This is a genomic window from Pseudomonas fluorescens group sp. PF-69 (genome assembly GCF_054481235.1).
The window spans coordinates 5,566,740-5,587,371 of record NZ_JBTMNC010000001.1 but is presented as its reverse complement, the minus strand read 5'-3'; the positions used below and the strand labels follow the sequence as shown (position 1 = coordinate 5,587,371).

Annotated in this window: 19 protein-coding genes; 9 read left to right on the top strand and 10 right to left on the bottom strand. The window is 62.0% G+C overall.

Going from position 1 to position 20,632, the window contains the following annotated elements; translation table 11 throughout:
* Positions 1–44 precede the first annotated feature (44 nt).
* Entirely contained in the window at positions 45–650 is a 606-nt protein-coding gene (locus ACX3YF_RS26100) for a TetR/AcrR family transcriptional regulator (RefSeq protein WP_448646501.1), read from the bottom strand.
* Between the two features lie 30 nt (positions 651–680).
* Positions 681–1,064, bottom strand: a complete 384-nt coding sequence (locus ACX3YF_RS26095) for a tautomerase family protein (RefSeq protein ID WP_130210759.1) — start codon at positions 1,062–1,064, stop codon at positions 681–683.
* A 369-nt stretch (positions 1,065–1,433) separates the two neighbouring features.
* On the opposite strand from ACX3YF_RS26095, the gene ACX3YF_RS26090 reads away from it, so the two are divergent.
* Both ACX3YF_RS26090 and ACX3YF_RS26085 read left to right on the top strand, forming a co-directional pair.
* On the top strand, positions 1,434–2,714 hold the full coding sequence (locus ACX3YF_RS26090) for a serine/threonine transporter (protein WP_458945420.1): 1,281 nt from the start codon (positions 1,434–1,436) through the stop codon (positions 2,712–2,714).
* 101 nt (positions 2,715–2,815) lie between these two features.
* Positions 2,816–4,462 carry a SulP family inorganic anion transporter gene (locus ACX3YF_RS26085; RefSeq protein WP_454838061.1) on the top strand — a complete coding sequence of 549 codons (1,647 nt, stop codon included), beginning with the start codon at positions 2,816–2,818 and terminating at the stop codon, positions 4,460–4,462.
* A gap of 113 nt (positions 4,463–4,575) precedes the next feature.
* Here ACX3YF_RS26085 and acnB read toward each other — a convergent pair whose 3' ends face one another.
* On the bottom strand, positions 4,576–7,176 hold the full coding sequence (gene acnB, locus ACX3YF_RS26080; RefSeq protein WP_130210743.1) for a bifunctional aconitate hydratase 2/2-methylisocitrate dehydratase: 2,601 nt from the start codon (positions 7,174–7,176) through the stop codon (positions 4,576–4,578).
* A gap of 455 nt (positions 7,177–7,631) precedes the next feature.
* On the opposite strand from acnB, the gene ACX3YF_RS26075 reads away from it, so the two are divergent.
* The gene (locus ACX3YF_RS26075) at positions 7,632–8,102 is read left to right on the top strand and encodes a DUF1289 domain-containing protein (RefSeq protein ID WP_047528256.1); all 471 of its coding nucleotides are present in this window, start codon (positions 7,632–7,634) and stop codon (positions 8,100–8,102) included.
* Positions 8,103–8,195: 93 nt separating this feature from the next.
* Here the strand turns inward: ACX3YF_RS26075 and ACX3YF_RS26070 are convergent, their stop codons facing one another.
* Complete coding sequence (locus tag ACX3YF_RS26070) at positions 8,196–9,059, bottom strand: universal stress protein (RefSeq protein WP_454838062.1); 864 nt, start codon at positions 9,057–9,059, stop codon at positions 8,196–8,198.
* A gap of 156 nt (positions 9,060–9,215) precedes the next feature.
* Here ACX3YF_RS26070 and ACX3YF_RS26065 point away from each other — a divergent pair, with 156 nt between their 5' ends.
* Positions 9,216–9,842, top strand: coding sequence for a MiaE family protein (locus tag ACX3YF_RS26065; protein WP_130210739.1), 627 nt, complete (start codon positions 9,216–9,218; stop codon positions 9,840–9,842).
* A gap of 8 nt (positions 9,843–9,850) precedes the next feature.
* Here the strand turns inward: ACX3YF_RS26065 and ACX3YF_RS26060 are convergent, their stop codons facing one another.
* Complete coding sequence (locus ACX3YF_RS26060) at positions 9,851–10,339, bottom strand: GFA family protein (RefSeq protein WP_458974560.1); 489 nt, start codon at positions 10,337–10,339, stop codon at positions 9,851–9,853.
* 210 nt (positions 10,340–10,549) lie between these two features.
* Here ACX3YF_RS26060 and ACX3YF_RS26055 point away from each other — a divergent pair, with 210 nt between their 5' ends.
* The 3 genes from ACX3YF_RS26055 (at position 10,550) to ACX3YF_RS26045 (ending at position 13,759) form a co-directional block, all read left to right on the top strand.
* Entirely contained in the window at positions 10,550–11,434 is an 885-nt protein-coding gene (locus ACX3YF_RS26055) for a LysR substrate-binding domain-containing protein (protein WP_458974559.1), read from the top strand.
* 100 nt (positions 11,435–11,534) lie between these two features.
* Complete coding sequence (gene aguA, locus ACX3YF_RS26050) at positions 11,535–12,659, top strand: agmatine deiminase (protein WP_130210733.1); 1,125 nt, start codon at positions 11,535–11,537, stop codon at positions 12,657–12,659.
* Between the two features lie 2 nt (positions 12,660–12,661).
* Entirely contained in the window at positions 12,662–13,759 is a 1,098-nt protein-coding gene (locus tag ACX3YF_RS26045) for an extracellular solute-binding protein (protein ID WP_130210731.1), read from the top strand.
* 85 nt (positions 13,760–13,844) lie between these two features.
* Here ACX3YF_RS26045 and ACX3YF_RS26040 read toward each other — a convergent pair whose 3' ends face one another.
* The 5 genes from ACX3YF_RS26040 to ACX3YF_RS26020 all read right to left on the bottom strand — a co-directional run bounded on the left by ACX3YF_RS26040 (position 13,845) and on the right by ACX3YF_RS26020 (position 18,508).
* Complete coding sequence (locus ACX3YF_RS26040; RefSeq protein ID WP_458974871.1) at positions 13,845–14,462, bottom strand: DNA-3-methyladenine glycosylase family protein; 618 nt, start codon at positions 14,460–14,462, stop codon at positions 13,845–13,847.
* 114 nt (positions 14,463–14,576) lie between these two features.
* Positions 14,577–15,659 (bottom strand): bifunctional transcriptional activator/DNA repair enzyme AdaA, encoded by a 1,083-nt coding sequence (locus ACX3YF_RS26035; RefSeq protein ID WP_458974558.1) that lies wholly within the window; start codon positions 15,657–15,659, stop codon positions 14,577–14,579.
* Between the two features lie 102 nt (positions 15,660–15,761).
* Complete coding sequence (locus ACX3YF_RS26030) at positions 15,762–16,802, bottom strand: DMT family transporter (protein WP_458974557.1); 1,041 nt, start codon at positions 16,800–16,802, stop codon at positions 15,762–15,764.
* A gap of 98 nt (positions 16,803–16,900) precedes the next feature.
* Complete coding sequence (locus ACX3YF_RS26025) at positions 16,901–17,521, bottom strand: LysE family translocator (RefSeq protein WP_448646511.1); 621 nt, start codon at positions 17,519–17,521, stop codon at positions 16,901–16,903.
* Positions 17,522–17,611: 90 nt separating this feature from the next.
* Positions 17,612–18,508: a DMT family transporter gene (locus ACX3YF_RS26020; protein WP_130210723.1), complete on the bottom strand. Its 897-nt coding sequence runs from the start codon at positions 18,506–18,508 to the stop codon at positions 17,612–17,614.
* Positions 18,509–18,597: 89 nt separating this feature from the next.
* Here ACX3YF_RS26020 and ACX3YF_RS26015 point away from each other — a divergent pair, with 89 nt between their 5' ends.
* Positions 18,598–19,929, top strand: a complete 1,332-nt coding sequence (locus tag ACX3YF_RS26015) for an aminotransferase-like domain-containing protein (protein WP_458974556.1) — start codon at positions 18,598–18,600, stop codon at positions 19,927–19,929.
* Between the two features lie 76 nt (positions 19,930–20,005).
* Positions 20,006–20,593 (top strand): LysE family translocator, encoded by a 588-nt coding sequence (locus tag ACX3YF_RS26010; protein ID WP_448646514.1) that lies wholly within the window; start codon positions 20,006–20,008, stop codon positions 20,591–20,593.
* The last annotated feature ends 39 nt before the right edge of the window (positions 20,594–20,632 follow it).

The window sequence follows — 20,632 nt, the reverse complement described above, 5'->3', positions numbered from 1 at the left end:
GGAGCTGATGCGGCAGGCGAGGGTTTTCTGTGGTGGCCAGGCATTCAGCGTGGGGCAGGGGATGCAGGCACCGCGCCGAGAAAGCCCTTGGCCGCCTCCAGTATTTCATCCGACAGGGCGTCGCCACGCGTGGCGCGGGCCAGCGTCAACGCACCGACCATCAGCGAATACTGCACCAGCGCTTGCTGGCGGTTATTGGCGGCGTCGTCCGAGTCCATCAGCTGACTCAGGGTGTCGAGCAGCCTGTTCAGGCCGGTCATGAACGTCTCGCGCAAGGCGCTGTCGGCGGACTCGTGGCACATGTCACCGGCAAACGCCACCACCGGGCAGCTGTCACCCGGGTTGTCGCGGCTGGCGGTCGACAGGTAGGGCTCGATCAAGGCGCGGCGTGCGGCGGCGTGGTCCTCGGCCGCCACAGTCCACTCCCGCCAGCGCCCTGCCGCCTGTTCGAACGCCCGGCCACTGGCCTCAACGGCCAGCGCCTCCTTCGATTCAAAATGACCATAGAACCCGCCGTGGGTCAGGCCCGCTGCGCCCATCACATCGACGACACTGATCCCGTGCAGGCCGCGCTCGCGAAACAGCCGTGTGGCCGCCTCGACGATGATTTCGCGGTTGAGGTCGGCTTGCTTGCGGGAGACTCGGGGCATGGGGTACTCACAGAAATTGAATTGCAAAAATCAGAGGGCGTACTGGGCAATGCCATTGCCAAACGACCAGTTCTCTTTCTTCACTTCCACCAGATTAATGAAAACGTCTTCCAGACGCACCGCCAGTTCCAAGTCAAGGCTCTCGGCGATGGTTTTATAAAGCAGTTTTTTCTGCTCGACGGTGCGGCCTTCGCTCAGGGTGATCTGAATGATGACCAGGTTGTCGCTGCGCTGGATGCCCAGGTATCCGGGATCAAAGATGAAGTGCTGCCCGTCGTGTTCAGAGAGGATCTGGAAGTTATCGTCCTCCGGCACGCCAATGCTACTGCGCATGGCAGCGTAGACCCGTTGGCCGATGCGTTTGGCGTAGGTCGGGTCCTGTTGCTTTTTGATCTCGATGCGAACCAGTGGCATGGGAAGACTCCGAAAGAGAGACAGGTTCAATCATAAATACATGATGCAGGACCTTTATCAAGCGGGGATTGCGCTTGGGCGATGAACGCCAATGCACAAACCCTGTGGGAGCGAGCCTGCTCGCGATAGCGATGGATCATTCAAAAGCGGTGGCGCCTGATGCGCCGCCATCGCGAGCAAGCACGCTCTACAGGGCCCGCAGGTTGTTCGATTTCAGCCACCTGGCACCACCGTTCCTCACCTAAGTCTTTGCTTCTGTTCACTAATCCCGGACAATCGCGCCCCTGTTTCGGCCAGGGCGCTACTTGTCGGGTACTCCGACGCGTTCTGACCGGGTGGCAAGTGACCGGAATGTGGAGATCCCACCGGATGAATGATCAGGCCAATAGCGTTAACGAACGCTATTTAGACGCGACACCAGCGACCCTTTCGAGCTGGAATCGCCAAGACACCACCTGGATGCTTGGCCTGTTTGGCACGGCGATTGGCGCCGGCACCCTGTTTTTACCGATCAACGCGGGCGTGGGCGGCTTCTGGCCCTTGCTGGTGCTGGCGCTGCTGGCTTTCCCGATGACCTACTATGCGCACCGCGGCCTGACCCGCTTCGTATTGTCGGGCCGTGAAGGCGCGGACATCACTGAAGTGGTCGAAGAGCATTTCGGCATCCAGGCCGGCGCGCTGATCACCCTGCTGTATTTTTTCGCAATCTTCCCGATCCTGTTGATCTACAGCGTGGCCCTGACCAACACCGTGGGCAGTTTCCTGGAGCATCAACTGCACATCATGCCGCCGCCCCGCGCGCTGCTGTCGCTGGTGCTGATCCTCGGCCTGCTGGCCGTGGTGCGCTGTGGCGAGCAGGTGATCGTCAAGGCCATGAGCCTGATGGTGTATCCGTTCATTGTCGCCTTGCTGTTCCTGGCGGTGTTCCTGATTCCTCACTGGAACGGTGGCATCCTGACCACGGCCAGCACCTTGCCTGAGCCATCGGCGCTGCTGCACACCCTGTGGCTGGCGATTCCGGTGATGGTGTTTTCGTTCAACCACTCGCCGATCATCTCGGCGTTCGCGGTCGATCAGAAGCGTCGTTACGGCGACCACGCCGAAGAGCGCAGCTCGCAAATCCTGTCCCGTGCCCACGCCTTGATGGTGGTGATGGTGCTGTTCTTCGTCTTCAGCTGCGTGCTGACCCTGTCCCCGGCACAACTGGCCGAGGCGAAGGCGCAGAACCTGTCGATCCTGTCGTACCTGGCCAACCACTTCAGCAACCCGACCATCGCCTTCGCGGCGCCGTTGATTGCCTTCGTGGCCATTTCCAAGTCGTTCCTGGGCCACTACATCGGCGCCAGCGAAGGCTTGAAAGGCCTGATCGTCAAGAGCGGCAAACGCCCGGGCGCCAAAGCACTGGACCGCATCGTCGCGGCGTTCATGCTGGTGGTGTGCTGGATCGTCGCCACCCTCAACCCAAGCATCCTCGGCATGATCGAAACCCTCGGTGGCCCGGTCATCGCGGCAATCCTGTTCCTGATGCCGATGTACGCAATCCGCAAGGTACCGGCCATGGCGCGCTATCGCGGCCAGGCGTCCAACGTATTCGTGGTGGCGGTGGGGCTGGTGGCGATTACGGCTCTCGTCTACTCGCTGATGGCTTGATCGTCCGGCCTGCTCGCGCAGTACCGGATTGACAGTTACAGTGGCCGCTGCGCGTGATACGCGTAGCGGTTTTTTTTCGACTGTCGAACGGAGACACCGGATTGTCGAGCGCCTCAACCCCCAACCCTGTTGAATCCACCCATCGCTGGCAGGATGTTCTGGCCGGGCTGTCGATTGCCGGTCTGTTGCTGCCCGAGGCGGTCGCCTATTCGAGCATTGCTGCGTTGGCGCCGCAGGCCGGGGTGATCGCGCTGTTTGCCGGGTTGCTCTGTTATGGGCTGTTCGGCACCAGCCGGTTTGCCATTGTCTCGGCCACTTCGTCGGCGGCGGCGGTGCTGGCGGCGGCGACGGCGACCCTGGCCAACGGCGATCTGCAGTTGCGTTCGACCCTGGCGGCCGGGCTGGTGCTGGTCACCGGCGGGCTGTTTTTGCTGGCCGGGATCTTTCGCTTTGGCAGCGTCACGTCCTTTATTGCCAAACCGGTGTTGCGCGGGTTTGCCTTTGGCCTGGCGCTGACCATCATTCTCAAGCAGGTCGCCAGTGTGGTCGGTGTGCATTTGATCGACGCCAACCTGGTGCGCTTCGCCCCGCAATTACTCGCACAATTGCCGCAATGGAACTGGCCGGCAGCCGGTGTAGCGGCGGTGGCGCTGGCGTTATTGCTGCTGTTTTCGCGGTTTCCACGGGTGCCCGGTGGCTTGCTGGTGGTGGTGATCGGCATTGCGGCCGGCCAGTGGCTGAACCTGCCGGCGTATGGGGTGAAGATGATCGGGCTCATCGACCTGAGCCTGGAAGTGCCGAACCTGCCGGTATTGCCATTTGCCGATTGGCTGCGTTTGGGCGAAGTGGCGTTTGCCATGGTGATGATCCTGTACGCGGAATCCTATGGCTCGATCAGTGCCTACGCGCTCAAGCACGGTGACCGGGTCAAATCGAACCGCGACCTGCTGGCGCTCGGTGCCACCAACCTGCTGTCCGGCCTGTTCCATGGCCTGCCGGCGGGGGCAGGGTATTCAGCGACATCGGCCAACGAGGCGGCGGGTGCCACGTCACGGCTGGCCGGTGGCGTGGCGGCGCTGGTGGTGTTGCTCATCGTCATGACGGTATTGCCGTATATCGCCTTGACCCCGGAGCCGATCCTCGCTGCCATCGTCATCCATGCCTTGGCGCGCGGGTTGAGCCTGCAGCCGTTGGGGCGATATTTCATCTGGCGACGTGACCGTGTGCTGGTGATGTGCGCCGTGGGCGCGGTGTTGGTGCTGGGGGTGCTGGACGGCTTGCTGGTGTCCGTGGCGATCAGCGTGCTGCTGATGCTCAAGCAAATGTCGGCGGCCAATATCCAGATTCTCGGCCGGATCGACGGCGGGCACGACTTTGTCGACGTGCAACGTCATCCAGCGGCGAAAACAGTGCCGGGCGTCCTGGTCGTGCGACCGGATGAAGCGTTGTTTTTTGCCAATGTCGAGCGGATTCTCGGTGCTGCGTTGCACTTGATCCGGCACCCATCGGCGCCGATCCACACCGTGATCCTCAGTCTGGAAGAGTCCCCCGATCTGGATGGCACCAGCATCGAGGCGATGCAGGAGTTTTTCGTCCGGGTGCATAACGAAGGCAAACGACTGATTCTGGCGCGTCTCAAGGACAGTGCGGAAACGGTATTGTCGGCGTTGCCCGAAGTTCGGGCCAACGGGGTGATGCTCAGCGGGCTGAGCGTGGATGGCGCGGTGCAACGAGCCTACAAGGATTAAGGCGTGACCTGTGGGAGCAAGCTGGCTCCCACAAGGGGCATGCCACTAAAGCCTGGGCATAAAAAAACGCCGCTCATCTCACGATGGGCGGCGTTTTTCATTGCCTTGCAGCGTTAGGCTTGAACGACCGGGATGTTGGCGTTCGCAGCCGCTTCGCGGAACTCGGCGATCTGGTCGAAGGACAGGTAGCGGTAGACATCAGCCGCCATGCTGTCGATCTTGCCAGCGTATTCCATGTACTCCTCGACGGTCGGCAGGCGACCCAGGATGGAAGCCACCGACGCCAGCTCGGCCGAAGCCAGGTAGACGTTCGCGCCGTCACCCAGACGGTTCGGGAAGTTACGGGTCGAAGTCGACACAACAGTCGAGTTCGGCTCTACACGTGCCTGGTTACCCATGCACAGCGAGCAGCCCGGCATTTCCATGCGCGCGCCAGCCTTGCCGTAGATGCCGTAGTAGCCTTCTTCGGTCAGTTGGTGAGCGTCCATCTTGGTCGGCGGCGACAGCCACAGACGGGTAGGCAGCTGACCCTTGACCTGTTCCAGCAACTTGCCGGCAGCGCGGAAGTGACCGATGTTGGTCATGCACGAACCGATGAACACTTCGTCGATCTTCTGACCGGCAACGCTGGACAGCAGGCGAGCGTCGTCCGGGTCGTTCGGCGCGCAGAGCACAGGCTCCTTGACGTCGGCCAGGTCGATCTCGATGACTTCGGCGTATTCGGCGTCTTTGTCCGCTTCCAGCAGCTCAGGGTTGGCCAGCCAGGCTTCCATCGCTTGAGCACGACGCTCCAGGGTACGGGCATCGCCGTAGCCTTCGCCGATCATCCAGCGCAGCAGGGTGATGTTCGACTGCAGGTACTCGGCGATCGACTCTTTGGACAGCTTGATGGTGCAACCGGCAGCCGAACGTTCGGCCGAGGCGTCGGACAGTTCGAACGCTTGCTCGACGGTCAGTTTTTCCAGACCTTCGATCTCCAGGATGCGACCGGAGAAGGCGTTCTTCTTGCCTTTCTTCTCTACGGTCAGCAGGCCAGCCTGGATCGCGTAGTAAGGAATGGCGTGAACCAGGTCACGCAGGGTGACGCCTGGTTGCAGTTCGCCCTTGAAGCGAACCAGGATCGACTCAGGCATGTCCAGCGGCATGACGCCGGTGGCTGCGGCGAACGCAACCAGACCGGAACCGGCCGGGAACGAGATGCCGATCGGGAAACGGGTGTGCGAGTCGCCACCGGTACCGACGGTGTCTGGCAGCAGCATGCGGTTCAGCCACGAGTGGATGATGCCGTCGCCCGGACGCAGGGAAACGCCGCCACGGGTCATGATGAAGTCAGGCAGGGTGTGGTGGGTGGTCACGTCGATCGGCTTGGGGTAAGCCGCGGTGTGGCAGAAGGACTGCATCACCAGATCGGTCGAGAAGCCCAGGCACGCCAGGTCTTTCAGTTCGTCACGGGTCATTGGACCGGTGGTGTCCTGGGAACCCACGGTGGTCATTTTCGGTTCGCAGTAGGTGCCTGGACGAATGCCGGTCACGCCGCAAGCCTTGCCGACCATTTTCTGCGCCAGGGTGAAACCCTTGGTGCTTTCAGCCGGTGCTTCAGGCTTCTTGAACAGCGTCGAAGGTGGCAGACCCAGCTCGGCGCGAGCCTTCTCGGTCAGGCCACGGCCGATGATCAGCGGAATACGGCCGCCGGCGCGAACTTCGTCCAACAGGACCGGAGTCTTCATTTCGAAGGTGGTCAGGACTTCGTCGGTACCGTGCTTGCAGACTTTGCCAGCATGCGGGTACAGGTCGATCACGTCGCCCATGTTCATGTTGGAAACGTCGAACTCGATTGGCAGTGCGCCGGCATCTTCCATGGTGTTGTAGAAGATCGGAGCGATCTTGCTGCCGAAGCAGAAACCGCCTGCGCGCTTGTTCGGCACGTAAGGAACGTCGTCGCCGAAGAACCACAGTACCGAGTTGGTAGCGGATTTACGCGAAGAACCGGTACCGACCACGTCGCCGACGTAGGCGATCGGGAAGCCGGCGTTGCGCATTTCTTCGATCTGCTTCATCGGACCGGTGACGCCTTGTGCGTCAGGCACGATGCCGTCGCGAGCCATTTTCAGCATGGCCAGGGCGTGCAGCGGGATGTCTGGGCGGGACCAGGCGTCCGGAGCAGGGGACAGGTCGTCGGTGTTGGTCTCGCCGGTAACCTTGAACACGCGCAGGCTGATCTTGTCGGCCAGCACCGGGCGCTTCACGAACCACTCGCCGTCAGCCCAGGATTGCAGTACGCCCTTGGCGTGAACATTACCTTTCTTGGCTTTTTCAGCGACGTCGTGGAAGGCGTCGAACATCAGCAGGGTGTGCTTGAGTTCTTCGGCCGCTACTGGTGCCAGTTCGGCGTCGTCCAGCAGGTTCACCAGGGTCACGATGTTGTAGCCGCCCTGCATGGTGCCGAGCAGTTCAACAGCGCGTTTTTTGTCGATCAGAGGGGATTTGGCTTCGCCTTTGGCGATGGCGGACAGGAAGCCGGCCTTGACATAGGCTGCTTCGTCCACTCCCGGTGGAACGCGATTGGTGATCAGGTCAACGAGGAAAGCTTCTTCGCCAGCCGGGGGATTTTTCAGCAGCTCGACCAGGCCTGCAGTTTGTTCGGCGTTTAGCGGCTGGGGAACGATTCCCAGTGCTGCACGCTCTTCGATATGTTTGCGGTAGGCTTCAAGCACAGTATTACCCTCATCAGTGGTCCCAAATGGGTGTCCGGGACGCTCATCCAGAAATTGCCGTACTCATGCGCTTCATGGCGTTGTGAGCCGCTTAGCCAGAATTACCGGCAATTTCTTACAGAAGCTGCTTTCAAAGTTTTACGCCTGCAGAACGGGAACTGATGAGGGTTGGCGTCGGGTTTTTCCCCGCTGGAAAAAACCTTCGCCAACACCGTTCTGAAGGAGCGACTGTGCTCGTGACGCTTTGAAAACAGCTTCCAACGGACATTGGCGCCTAAAAAGGCTGGCTGATTCTACGGTAAAAAATTTTTAAAGGTAAGTCGGGCTCTATTGGACTTTGGTGGTGAGCCGACCCCGGAATGTTGACGCGCCGGATGCGCTGAGCGTTGAGGGGTGATCAATGGCGGACAAAGGGCTAACATGCCGGCCTGTTTTGCTTTTTCGCGTTCTCCCCTATGCCCAATCAGACCATCAAGACCCCTTGCGTCGGCCTCTGCTCCACCGTTTACGGTGATCTGGTGTGTCGTGGCTGCAAGCGTTTCCATCATGAAGTGATTCACTGGAACGGCTACAACGAAGAAGAAAAGCGCGCGGTGTGGCTGCGTCTTGAGCAGTTGTTGTCCCAGGTGATGGCGGCCAAGGTGGAGATTTTTGATCCGGCACTGCTCCGCATGCAGCTGGAGCAGCGCAAGATCCGCTTCGTGCCCCATCAGTCGGAATACTGCTGGGCTTATCAGTTGATCGCGCGGGGCGCGCGGGTCATCAACAACCTGGAAGCCTACGGCATGGTACTGCTGCCGGAGTTTCGCGACTGGAACCTGCCGGAGCTGCGGGACGCCATTGATCGGGAATTCTTTTTGCTGTCAGAAGCGCATTACCAGCGCTACATCGCGCCGGGGTTTCTGAATGATGCGTTTGGCGGCTAAGAGCATCGCGGGCAAGCCCGCTCCCACAGGTTTTTCATCGACCTTGTGGGAGCGGGCTTGCCCGCGATGGCAATCTATCAGGCACGGCAGGGCTTAATGCTTGCTCGCGATTTCATCCAGATGATCCTCGATTTCCTGCGGCTTGAGCACCAGCACATCGCTCTCCACCACGTCGAGCACCACCTCTGCCGTATTGCCGATCAGCGTCCCTGAAATCCCCCTGCGCGCCACGGTGCCGATCACCGTCACGGCCGCCTGCAGCTTGCGCACCATGAACGGAATCAGCACGTCCGCCGGGCCTTCGGCGATGTGCAGGTGTTCATCGTCGACGTCGAATTCCGCCTGGAACGCCTTGCACTGTTCGCGATAGCGCGCTTCGATGGTTTCGCTGAGCTGGAAGGTCGGGTCGGCCGACGACAGCATGGGCGACGGATGGGCGCTGATGACATGCAAGTGCGCTTTGGCCATGCTGGCAATGTCATAGCCGTAATCGATAATGGTGTTGTGCAGATGGCGGTGCTCACTGTCGATGTTGCCGACATCGACGGCCGCCAGAATCACTTTGTCCTTCCAGGAACCGGCGGTTTTCACCAACAGGACCGGAGTCGGGCAGGTGCGCAACACTTTCCAGTCTTCCGGGGTCAGCAGGGCCTTTTTCAGCGGGCTGTCGGGGTAATGCTGCTTGATGACCAGACCGCAGCCTTCGGCTTGCTGCACCGTGACGATGGTTTCATGCAGGCTGCTTTCCCAGGCCTGTTCGGTGGTGACGCTATAGCCATCCGCCACCAGCGCCGCCTTGAGCACGCCGAGCATGGCGCTGTGGTCGTGCTTGCGGTCGCAGACCAGCAGGTGCAAATGAGCCTGGGTCACACCGGCAATCAATTTGGCGCGCTTGAGCGCGAGGCTTTCCGAGTGCTCGGGTTCAAGAACCACCAGAATGCTGCGAATGGCTTGCATGATCGGGATCTCCGGAAAGTAAGGATTGCGTGAAACTACTATAGATGCTGGTCGCCTGCACGGGACTTGATGCATATCAACGGTAGCGTCTGGTGGTCTTCGGGCAGGCCGGTATAATCGGCGCCCTTCGTTTTGAACCTTTTGTCCGTGGGCCCCATGATCCTTCCCGAAATACACGAATTCCTTGGCTGCCGTACCCCCGATGGTTGGGTTCAAGCTGCACTGGCCGATCAGGAAACCCTGCTGATCGACCATAAGAACTGCGAATTCAAGGCTGCCAGCACGGCGCTCAGCCTGATTGCCAAGTATCACTCCCACGTCGATCTGATCAACATGATGTCGCGCCTGGCCCGGGAAGAGCTGGTGCACCACGAACAGGTCATGCGTCTGATGAAAAAACGCAAGATCGGACTGCGTCAGCTGTCCGCCGGGCGTTACGCCTCGGGGTTGCGCAAAGTGGTGCGCAGTCACGAACCGGTAAAACTGGTGGATACGCTGGTGGTCGGCGCGTTCATCGAGGCCCGCAGCTGCGAGCGTTTTGAAGCCTTGGTGCCACATCTGGACGAAGAGCTGGGCAAGTTCTACTTTGGCCTGCTAAAAAGCGAGGCCCGGCATTTCCAGGGCTACCTGAAGCTGGCTTATCAGTACGGAGACGCCAAGGATATCGCCCAGGTCATCGACAAGGTCCGCGCCGCCGAGCAGGAGCTGATCGAGTCGCCGGATGTGGAGTTCCGCTTCCACAGTGGTGTGCCGGCCGCACAGGGGGATTGCGGTGGCGCATGATGGTCAGCCTAGCGGCTCAGGCCCAGGCGCTCATGCCACTCGGCAATGGACTCTTCGGGATAGACATCGAACTGCCGGTCCTTCCCATGCGCCTCGACCTCCACCCACGATGCTCTCGAGCCGAGCATCAGGTGCGTGTGCTCCGGCGGGACCGGTAGCGGGGTGTCGATGGCCGAGGCGAACGGGTGAATCAGCTCGGGCCATTCAGGACTGAACAACCACAAGCCCGAACCGCACAGCGAGCAGAAATGCCGCTCGGCGGTGCTGCTGTGGGCGCGTTTGTCACCTTCGTTCTTGAGCCGCGCATGGTAGATCGCGATGTGTTTGCGCCCGCGTACTTTCAGGCTGACGGCATCGCCGCCCAGATTGATCGCATAGCCGCCACCGCCCTGGGTCTTGCGGCAGATCGAGCAATAGCAGCGTTGATAAGGGTAGGGGTGGGCGCTGGTCAGGCTGAATGACACCGCGCCGCAATGGCAGGAGCCTTCGAGTTGCATGGTGCTCTCCAGGATTTGAATCGTCCGTTTAGCCTAGAAGATGTATGGCGCGCGTGCCGACGCCTTCGCCGGCAAGCCAGCGCCTACAGGATTGTGGGCGCGTGGCTCCTGTGGGAGCTGGCTTGCCAGCGATGAACGATAACGCGGTGCCACTGGACGGCTACCGACAGCCAAGTCAGCATGGGCACCACCCATTCCGGACCAGGCCCGATGCGACGACTACCCTCCCTGGCAGCACTGCGAACCTTCGAATGCGCCGCGCGCCATGCCCATTTCGGCCGGGCGGCGGCAGAGTTGTGCGTGACCGACAGCGCCGTCAGCCATCAGATTCGTCAGTTGGAAGAACAGCTGGGCGTGTCGTTGTTCGTCCGTGAAGGTCGGCAGATTCGCCCGACCATGGCCGCGGGGCGGCTGATGCAAAGCTTGCAGCAGGCCTTCGAACTGATCGGTGACGCCTGCGATGAATTACGCGACCCCTCGTCCCTCGCGGTGTTGCGCCTGGCAGTGACCGCCGAACTGGCGCAAAAGTGGCTGATGAGCCGCCTCACCGATTTTTATGCGCGCTATCCGCACATCACCTTGCACCTCTACGAACAACCGATTGACGCCACGGCGCCGGGGGAAGACATCGACCTGGCGATCACCTACGGCACCGGTCCGGTGGACAGCAGCGCGTATTTCGTCCGGCCGTTGCCGGCATTGCAGTTTTTTCCGGTGTGCAGCCCCGGTCTGTTCAACCAGGGCACGCTGAAAGCCCCCAGGGATCTGGCACGTCACTGCCTGCTCCACGACGATCAGGACGGCAAGACCTGGACGGCCTGGCTCACCAGCCATGCCGGCGATCAGCGCCCCGAACGGCAGCTGTATTTCGCCCACGCCGGGCTGGCGCTGGAGGCTGCGGCCCAGGGGCAGGGCGTGGCCATGGGCGACAACCTGACCGCCCAGGAAGACTTGCTCAGCGGTCGTCTGGTCCGGCCTTTTACTTCCAGCATGACGGCGTTGGGCCAATACGCCCTGGTGTGCGAACGGGTGCGCCTGGATCGGCCGGCAGTGGCGCAGATGCTGGAATGGTTCAACGATCAGTTGGTCGATTGATGAGTTGAATTCAAGTATTCCGAAATAATCATCGTTGGCGAGGAGGTCGCCACCGACCTTAGCCTGTGGTCATTCCAATCCCCGCTGATGAGGTTTGCCCATGGCACGTTTGCTCGATTCCACTCCCAAGCTCGACGGTTTCCGTTTGCCCGGCGAATTCGAAACCAAGTCCGGCTGCTGGCTCGGCTGGCCGGAGCGCACCGACGTCTGGCGCAATGGCGCCAAGCCTGCGCAGAAAGTCTGGGTGCAGATCGTCACCGCGATCGCCCAGAGCGAACCGGTCACCGTGTGTGCTTCCGCAGCGCAATTCGCCACCGCACGCCGCCAGCTGCCGCCGCAAGTGCGGGTGGTCGAAATGACCTGCAACGACACCTGGTTTCGCGACAGCGGCCCGTGCTTCGTGGTCAACGACCAGAGCGGCGAAGTGCGCGGCGTCGACTTCGAATTCAATGCCTACGGCGGTCTCGACGGCGGTTTGTACTATCCATGGGACAAGGACGACCAGATCGCGAGCAAAATCCTCGAAATCGAGCGCTTCGACCGCTATCGCGCGCCATTGATCGCCGAACTGGGCGGTATCCAGAGTGACGGCCAGGGCAGCATCCTCACCACCGAGCAATGCCTGCTCAACCGCAATCGCAATCAGCACCTGGGCAAGGACGAAGTCACCCGGCGCCTGACCGATTACCTCGGCGCCGAGCAGGTCATCTGGCTGCCGCGCGGCTGCAAGTTCGACGAAACCGATGGCCATGTCGATGACCTTGCATGCTTCGTGCGCCCCGGAGAAGTGGTGCTGCAATGGACCGACAACCGCGATGACCCGCAGTGGGAAATCTACCAGGAGGCCTACGACATCCTGCGCAGCACCCGCGACAGCCGTGGCCGCGAGCTGATCGTGCACAAACTGCCGCAACCGGATGTGCTGGAGTGGACCGCTGAAGAGGCCGAAGGCCTGGATCAGCAGGACAGCACCCACACCCGTCAGGCCGGCACCAAAATTTGCGCGTCGTACATCAACTACTACGCGGGTAACACGTCGATCGTGGTGCCGCTGTTTGGCGATCGCAATGACCAGGTGGCGCAGGCGACCCTGGCGGAGCTGTTCCCACGGCACACAATCGTCGGCATCGAAAACTCCCGGGAAATCCTCCTCGGTGGCGGCAACGTCGCGTGCATCACCATGCCTCAGTACGCCGGCGCTGCCAGCCAGAAGAAGGGAGCGTGACCATGGGCCTGCACAAACTGACTCAAGCAATACTGCTGGTGCTTGCACCCCTGTGTGTGCAGGCCGCCGACACCGCCAAACCGGTGGTGAATCTCTATATCTGGGGCGAGTACCTGGCCCCGGACACCCTGACCAATTTCGAGAAGCAGACCGGTATCCATGTGGTTGCCGATCACTTTGACTCCCTGGAAACCGTCGAGACCAAACTGCTCACCGGCCGCAGCGGCTACGACCTGGTGCTGACCGCCGGGCAGCATCTGTCCCGGGCCATCCAGAGCGGCGCGATCCAGCCCGTGGACAAGCAGCGACTGCCGCACTTTGCCGGCGTCGGCGAGGAGTTTCGCCAGCACATGGCAGTGTTCGATCCGGGCAATCGCTATGCCGGGATCTACGCCTGGGGCACCACGGGCGTGGGCTTTCAGGATGAGGCGGTCAAACAGCGCCTGCCCGACGCGCCGACGGACAGTTGGGCCATGCTGTTCGACCCGGCGGTGGTGGCGAAATTCGCCGATTGCGGGGTCAGCCTGCTCAATGATCCCAACGAGGTGTTCGCGGCGGTCATGAAGTACATGGGCCTGGACATCAACCGCCAGAACCTCGATGACCTGAAACGCGCCGAGGCGCAACTGGCGAAGATCCGCCCCTACATTCGCTATTTCGACAACGACCTGAACATCAGCGACCTGGCCAACGGCAACACCTGTGTGGCGATGTCGTGGAACGGTAACGTGGCCATCGCTGCCGGCCAGGCCGAAGCGGCGGGCAAACCTTACAAGCTCGGTTACCGGATACCGAAGGAGGGCACGTTGATCTGGTTCGATGCCATGGTCATTCCCAAGGATGCGCCGCATCCGCAGGCCGGCCTGGCCTTGATGGACTATTTGATGACGCCTGAAGTGATGGCGCCGATCACCGACACCATTCACTACGCCAACGCGATCACTGCGGCGGACAGCCTGATCGACCCGGCGATTCGCAATGATCCGGGGACCTACCCGCCGGCCGAGGTTCGCGCTTCGTTGTACAGCAAGAATGACAACGGCAAGGCCTTCAACCGGGCGTTGATCCGGGCGTTCAGCCGGTTGAAATCGGGGTTGTGACTGGCGTTGGAGAGCAAGCTCGCTTCCTAAGGATCGGTGCCGACCCTGTGGGAGCAAGCTTGCTCGCGAAGAACGATAACGCGGTCTACCGGCCAGGCACCCGCCACAAATACCAGGAAGCCACCGTCCGATAAGGACTCCACGCCAAGCCGATTTCAACCATCTGCTTGCGCGTCGGCTGTGCTTCCAGGCCCTTGAGCCGCCGATAACCCTCACGCACCCCAAAATCGTCGGCCGGCAGGATGTCCGGCCGTTCCAGGCTGTAGATCAGCAGCATTTCCACGGTCCAGCGGCCCACCCCGCGCAAGGCGATCAAACGTTCGATCAGCGCTTCATCGTCCATGGCCAGGGCCGTGGCGTAATCCGGCACGACGCCATCGAGGGTGGCCTGGGCGATGCCTTGAATAGTGGCGATCTTGCTGGCGGAGAACCCGCAACTGCGCAGTTGATCGAAGTCGCTGGCCACGATCTGCTCGGGCCTGGGGAACGCGCCCGACGGGAACAGGGCCAGCAAGCGGCCGATGATCGCATCGCCGGCCCGGGCATGCAGTTGCTGATAGGCAATCGCCCGCACCAGCGACTCATAGGGATCGCGGGCGGCATGGGGTTGGTGCAGGCAAGGGCCGACCGCCGCGATGTGCCGGCGCCAGTCATCATCGATTGACGACAAAAACGCCGTGGCAGGTTGATAGCGCTCGGGCATGGGCTCAGGCATTTGCGCAGGGCTTCAATGGCGCGTTGATTTCGTCATGGGGCTGTTCGTGCATCTGCGTTTCGAGCCTGTCCATTGAGTGTCCTTATGAACAACAGTGGGCGATCAGAAGGCAAGTTGTTGGGTGATCTGCACGGCGGCTTTTTCCAGCCTGAGCAGAAACGCCTTGCGTGGCTGTCCGCCACCATAGCCCGTCAGTGAGCCATCGGCACCGATCACCCGGTGGCACGGCAGGACGATCGAAAGGCGATTGTGCCCATTGGCCAGGCCGACCGCGCGGCTGGCGCCGGGTTTGCCCAGCCTGGCGGCAATGGCCCCGTAGGTGGTGGTCTGGCCATAGGGGATGGTCGCCAGGATGGCCCAGACCTGGCGGGAAAATTCGCTGCCGGGCAGGTGCAGCGCCACGTTGAACTCGGTCAGGTCGCCGGCGAAATACCGCGCCAGTTCCTGCTCGATTTGCTGCAGGTGGTGGTTGTGCCCTGGCGCCACGGCATAGCCAAAACGGTTCTGCAGGGCTTCAATCTCCCGGGTCAACGCCGGCCGGTCGAGGAACTCCAGCAACACCAGTCCCCGTCGTTCGGCCATGGCGATCATCGGTCCCAGCGGCGTGGTCAGGCGCGTGAACAGCAGCGGCTCACTGTTGGCTGCGCGACCGGGGGTGATGCGGAAGGATTTGCGGAAGGCATCGCGAAAACCGCTCAGGGACTCGTAGCCGGAGTCGAACGCCGCGCTGTCGATGGAATCGCCCTGTTTAATACCGCCCAGCGCCATGCCCAGGCGGCGCGTGCGCAGCCAGGCATGAAAGGTCATGCCGAAATGCTGCTTGAACCAGCGACGCAGTTTCAACGGCTCGATGCCGGCGGCCAGCAACTGGGCATCGGTCCAGCGCTGCTCGGGATCGGTTTCCACCGACTTGAGCAGCGTCTGTACCCAGTCAGGGGCGATGGCTGCGGCGTCCAGGGACTTACAGCGCAGGCAGGCGCGATAGCCCGCCGACAGGCACTCGTCGGCATGGGCGAAGAACTCGACGTTCTCCGGCTTTGGCTTGCGTGCGGTGCAACTGGGACGGCAGAAAATCCCGGTGGTTTTGACCGCGGTAAAAAACACCCCCTCGTAGGCGGTGTCGCGTTCGAGCATGGCGCGAACCATCTCGGCGTGGGGCGGAAGTAGCGTGCTGTGCAAGTTCATGGGGCCAGCATAGAGCGCGAATCCGGCAGCCTCCACCGGAAAATCGACAGGGAATTGCGGAGCGTTCCAGACTCCGCTCCATCAGCAATTGCCGGTGGACGACTAGTGCTTGTGACGATGATGGATGTCTGGAAAGTGCGCATGGCTGTGCCGCATGGGCGTGTGTGGGTGTTCATGGCTGTGGGGTTCGGTGCCGTCCCACTCAAATTCATGTTCGTGTTGGTGGTGTTCATCGTGGACGTGTCGATGACGGTGAAGCAGTGCCTGGTGTTCATGTTCATGGGCATGGCTTTCCTTGAGGTGAATCCAGACCCCCAGGCCCATCAACAATGAGGCCGCCCAAAAACTCGCCGTCACCGATTCGCCCAGCAGCAGAATGGCAATGGCGGCGCCGAGGAACGGCGCGGTGGAAAAATAGGCGCCCGTTCGTGCGGAGCCCAGCCCGCGCAAGGCCAGTACAAACAACACCAGGCTGATACCGTAACCGAGGAAACCGACGATCAGGGTCGGTCCCAGCACCGTCATCGGTGGCAACGATGCACCGAGCGACAGCGCCAGGGAACAGTTCACCAACCCGGCGCACAAACCCTTTACACCCGCAATGAACAGCGCGTCCGAGGCTGACACTTTGCGCGTCAGATTGTTATCGATAGCCCAACAGGCGCAGGCCAGGGCGACCAACAACGGGCCGGTCCAGCCCTGGGAGTGAACCGCTCCCTGTGGCCAGGCCAGCAGCACGCCCCCTGCGACGATCGCCAGCATGCCGATGACGATGCGTCGGTCGGCGTTCTCCTTAAACACCACCCACGCCAGCACGGCGGTCAGCACTGATTCGAGGTTCAGCATCAAGGAGGCTGTGGCGCCAGAGGTTAAGGTCAGGCCGAACATCAATGCCACGGGGCCGAGAATCCCGCCAAACGCAATCGCGCCGATCAGCCAGGGCCATTCCGGTGAGGTCAGTCCGCTGGGGCGCCAGCCCCGGTCGCGGATCAATCGGGCAAGGGTCAAGCCCAGGCCGCTGCCCATGTACAGCAGTCCGGCCAGCAGGATGGGCGAAAGGTTCAGCCCCAACAACTTGGCCAGTGGCGTACTTGCACCAAACAGCGCAGCGGCGGCAAGGGCGTAAAGAATGCTTGTGTTCATTGGGGCCTGGCTTTCACATCAATGGCGGGATGACCTATTTAGTCACAGGCGCGGTTTCCGATCCATGCTGGCGGAGAAGGCCATGAAGAAAAAACGGCTCAGGCCCGACGCGCCATCAGCAACACCGAAGCCGCCGCCGACAGCAGCCCGGCGCAGCAGCGGTTGAAGAGGCGCTTGCCCGACGGCTTGGCGAACCAGCGGCGCATGTGCAGGCCCATGTAGGCGTAGGCGGCGATGGCGATCCATTCCAGTATCAGGAACAGCGCGCCCAACACCGCGAATTGCGGGGTGATGGCGCGGGTTGCGTCGACGAATTGCGGCAGGAACGCGGTGAAGATCAGGATCGCTTTCGGGTTGCCCGCCGCCACCAGGAACTCTTGCCGGGCCAGCGCCAGCATCCCCGCCGGAGCGCTGGCCACCACGTTCGCAACGCCAGGATCGGCGCGCCACAACTGCCAGGCCAGGTAAAACAGGTAGGCCGCACCGAGAATCTTGATCCCGTAGAACAACAATTCCGAGGTTTGCAGCACCACCGCCAGGCCGGCCGAGGCCAGGGCGATCATCCCGGCGAACGCCAGCAGGCGCCCGAGGCCAGCTAGGCACGCGGTGCGATAGCCGTAGCGGGTCGAGTTGCTCACCGACAGCAGGTTGTTCGGGCCGGGCGCCATGTTCAGCGCGAAGCAGGCCGGGAGAAAGAGGGAGAGGGTGGCGAGGTCCATGATGGGCTCCAGTAGCGAGAACGTATTTTTATCACAGCCCTTGAAGGGGCCGCCCCGTACAGTCATGGACCTAAAGTGCCGTATCAGTGGCTAGCGGGAGAACTTTTTCGCCCCGGCGACGCAGAGGATCACCGCGACCGTCACCCCGAGCATGCCCAGGCTGACCTGTTCGTGCAGCAAGGTCGCCGCCAGCGCCAGGCCAAAAAACGGCTGCAGCAATTGCAGTTGGCCGACGGCGGCGATTCCGCCCTGGGCGAGGCCGCGATACCAGAACACAAAGCCGATCAGCATGCTGAACAGTGACACGTACCCCAGGCTGAGCCAGGCGGGCGCGCTGATGTTGGCGAAAGTCGCGGGCACTCGCCACCAGGTTACGGCGGCCATGATCGGCAGCGCCAACACCAGCGCCCAGCAAATCACCTGCCAGCCACCGAGCGTCCTGGACAGCTTCGCGCCTTCGGCATAACCCAGGCCGCAGGCCAGGATCGCCAGCAGCATCAGGAGATCGCCTTGCGGTGCCGCGGTCAGCCCTTGGGACGCGGCGAAACCGACGACCAGCAGGCTGCCCAGCACCGAGAACACCCAGAACACCGGCCGGGGCCGCTCGCCACCGCGCAAGACCCCGAACACCGCAGTCGCCAGCGGCAACAGGCCGACGAACACGATGGAATGTGCGGACGTCACGTATTGCAGCGCCAGTGCCGTCAACAGCGGAAAGCCGACCACCACACCCAAGGCCACGATGGCCAAGGGCAGCAATTGCTGGCGCGCGGGGCGCTTCTCCTTGAACAGCAGCAACAGGCACAGTGCCAGGATCGCCGCGAGGGTGGCGCGGGCGACCGTGAGGAATACCGGATCGAACTCCAGCACCGCCACCCGCGTCGCTGGCAGCGAGCCGCTGAAGATCACCACGCCGATCAGGCCATTGATCCAGCCGCTGGCATTGCTTTGCAGTGACGGGTGTTGCAGGTTCGAAGTCCGTTCCATTTCGCTCTCGCTCAGAGTCTGGTTGCATGAAAGCCATCCTATGACCGACTATCGGTACAATCAAAAAATTGTCATGGATACATCTCGACATGCCTCGCTCCCGCTACAAATCCCTGGTAGACGCCTTTGCCGCCGACATCCGCGCCGGTCGCCTGTCGCCCGGTACACGCTTGCCGACTCACCGACAACTCGCCTCCGAGCAAGGCTTGGCGCTGGTCACGGCCAGCCGGGTGTACGCCGAGCTTGAAAGCATGGGCCTGGTCAGTGGCGAAACCGGGCGCGGCACCTTTGTCCGCGAGACGTCGCTGCCGCCCGGGCAAGGCATCGCCCAATCGGTGGTGGCGGCAGGGATGATCGACCTCAACTTCAACTATCCGTCGTTGCCCGGTCAGGCCGATCTGTTGCGCAACGCCCTGCGGCAGTTGGCGTTGTCCGGGGACCTGGAAGCGCTGCTGCGTTATCAGCCCCACGCGGGGCGTCTGCATGAGCGGGCCTCGGTGGCGCGGCACCTGATTGAGCGCGGGCTCAACGTGCCGGCCGAACAGGTCATGATCGTCAGCGGCGCCCAGCACGGCCTGGCGGTGACCCTGATGACCTTGCTCAAGCCCGGCGATGTGATCGCTGCGGATGCGTTGACGTACCCCGGTTTCAAGACGCTGGCCGAAACCCTGCATCTGGAGGTGCTGCCCATTCCCGTCACCGAAAATGGGCCTGATCTGGCAACCCTCGAAACCTTGTGCCGGACCCGTTCGGTACGGGCCGTGTACGCGATGCCGACGCTGCACAACCCCTTGGGCTGGGTGATGGCGGCCGAACAGCGGGAGCAGTTGGTGTCGATAGCCCGTAAGCATGACCTGAAGATCATCGAAGACGCGGCCTACGCCTTTCTTGCCGAAGACGTTCCGCCGCCCCTGGCGACCTTGGCACCGGAAAGGACGGTGTACGTTTCAGGCCTGTCGAAGAATATCGCCACCGGTTTGCGCGTCGGATTCATGGCTGCGCCCGTACCCTGGGTCGCGGCCTTCGAGCGCACGATCATGGCGACCACCTGGAACACACCCGGCGTGATGACCGCCATCGCCTGCGGCTGGCTCGATGACGGCACCGTCCTCAAGCTGGAAGCACACAAACGTGCGGACGCCCAGGCCAGGCAGGCCCTGGCGCGCAAGGAACTGGCGGGGCTCCGGATCATCAGCCATCCGTCTTCGTATTTCATCTGGCTGCCACTGACCGACGATGCTCGCGCCGACCAGATCGCCATGGCGCTGATGCGCGAGCAGGTCTCGGTCTCGCCCGCCGACCCCTTTGCGATCTCGACCCATGTGCCCCATGCGATCCGCCTGGCGCTGGGCTCGGTGGACATGGACTCGCTGCGCCAGGCACTGGTGAAGGTGAAGCGGGTGGTCGACTTTTACGCCTAGGGCAGTTTTCTTCAATACGCACGCCAGCAGGCTCTTTACCTTGGGGCCTGGTTCAACTGACAGGAACAGGTGTGCGATGAGTTTGATGATGTCCATGGCGGCGTTTGCGTTGGCCGCTTCGATTACGCCGGGGCCGGTGAATATCGTGGCGTTGAGTTCCGGGGCGCGCTTCGGCTTTCGTGCCAGTCAACGGCATGTGGCCGGGGCGACCCTGGGCTTCGTGTTGCTGCTGGTGTTGATGGGGCTGGGGTTGCATGAGGTGTTGCGGCTGTGGCCGGCGATGACCCGGGTGGTGCAGTGGGCGGGCGTGGCGTTCCTGTTGTACATGGCGTACAAGCTCGCGGCCGACAATGGACAGCTTGAGGCGAAGGATTCTGCCCGCGCCCCGTCGATGCTGTATGGCGCCGTGATGCAATGGCTCAACCCGAAAGCCTGGCTGGCCTGCGTGGCTGGCATGGGCGCGTTTGTCGCCGATGGCGAGGCGCGACTGGTCTGGCAGTTTGCGGCGGTGTACCTGGTGATTTGCTACCTGTCCGTCGGTTGCTGGGCCTACGCCGGGACGTTTTTGCGCGGCTACCTCAACAACCCGGCGGGCATGCGCTGGTTTAACCGGGTGATGGCGTTGATGCTGGCGGTGAGTGCGGTTTATCTGATTGTGGAATGAGTGACAGGTCTGTGGCGAGGGGGCTTGTCGGATCGCCAC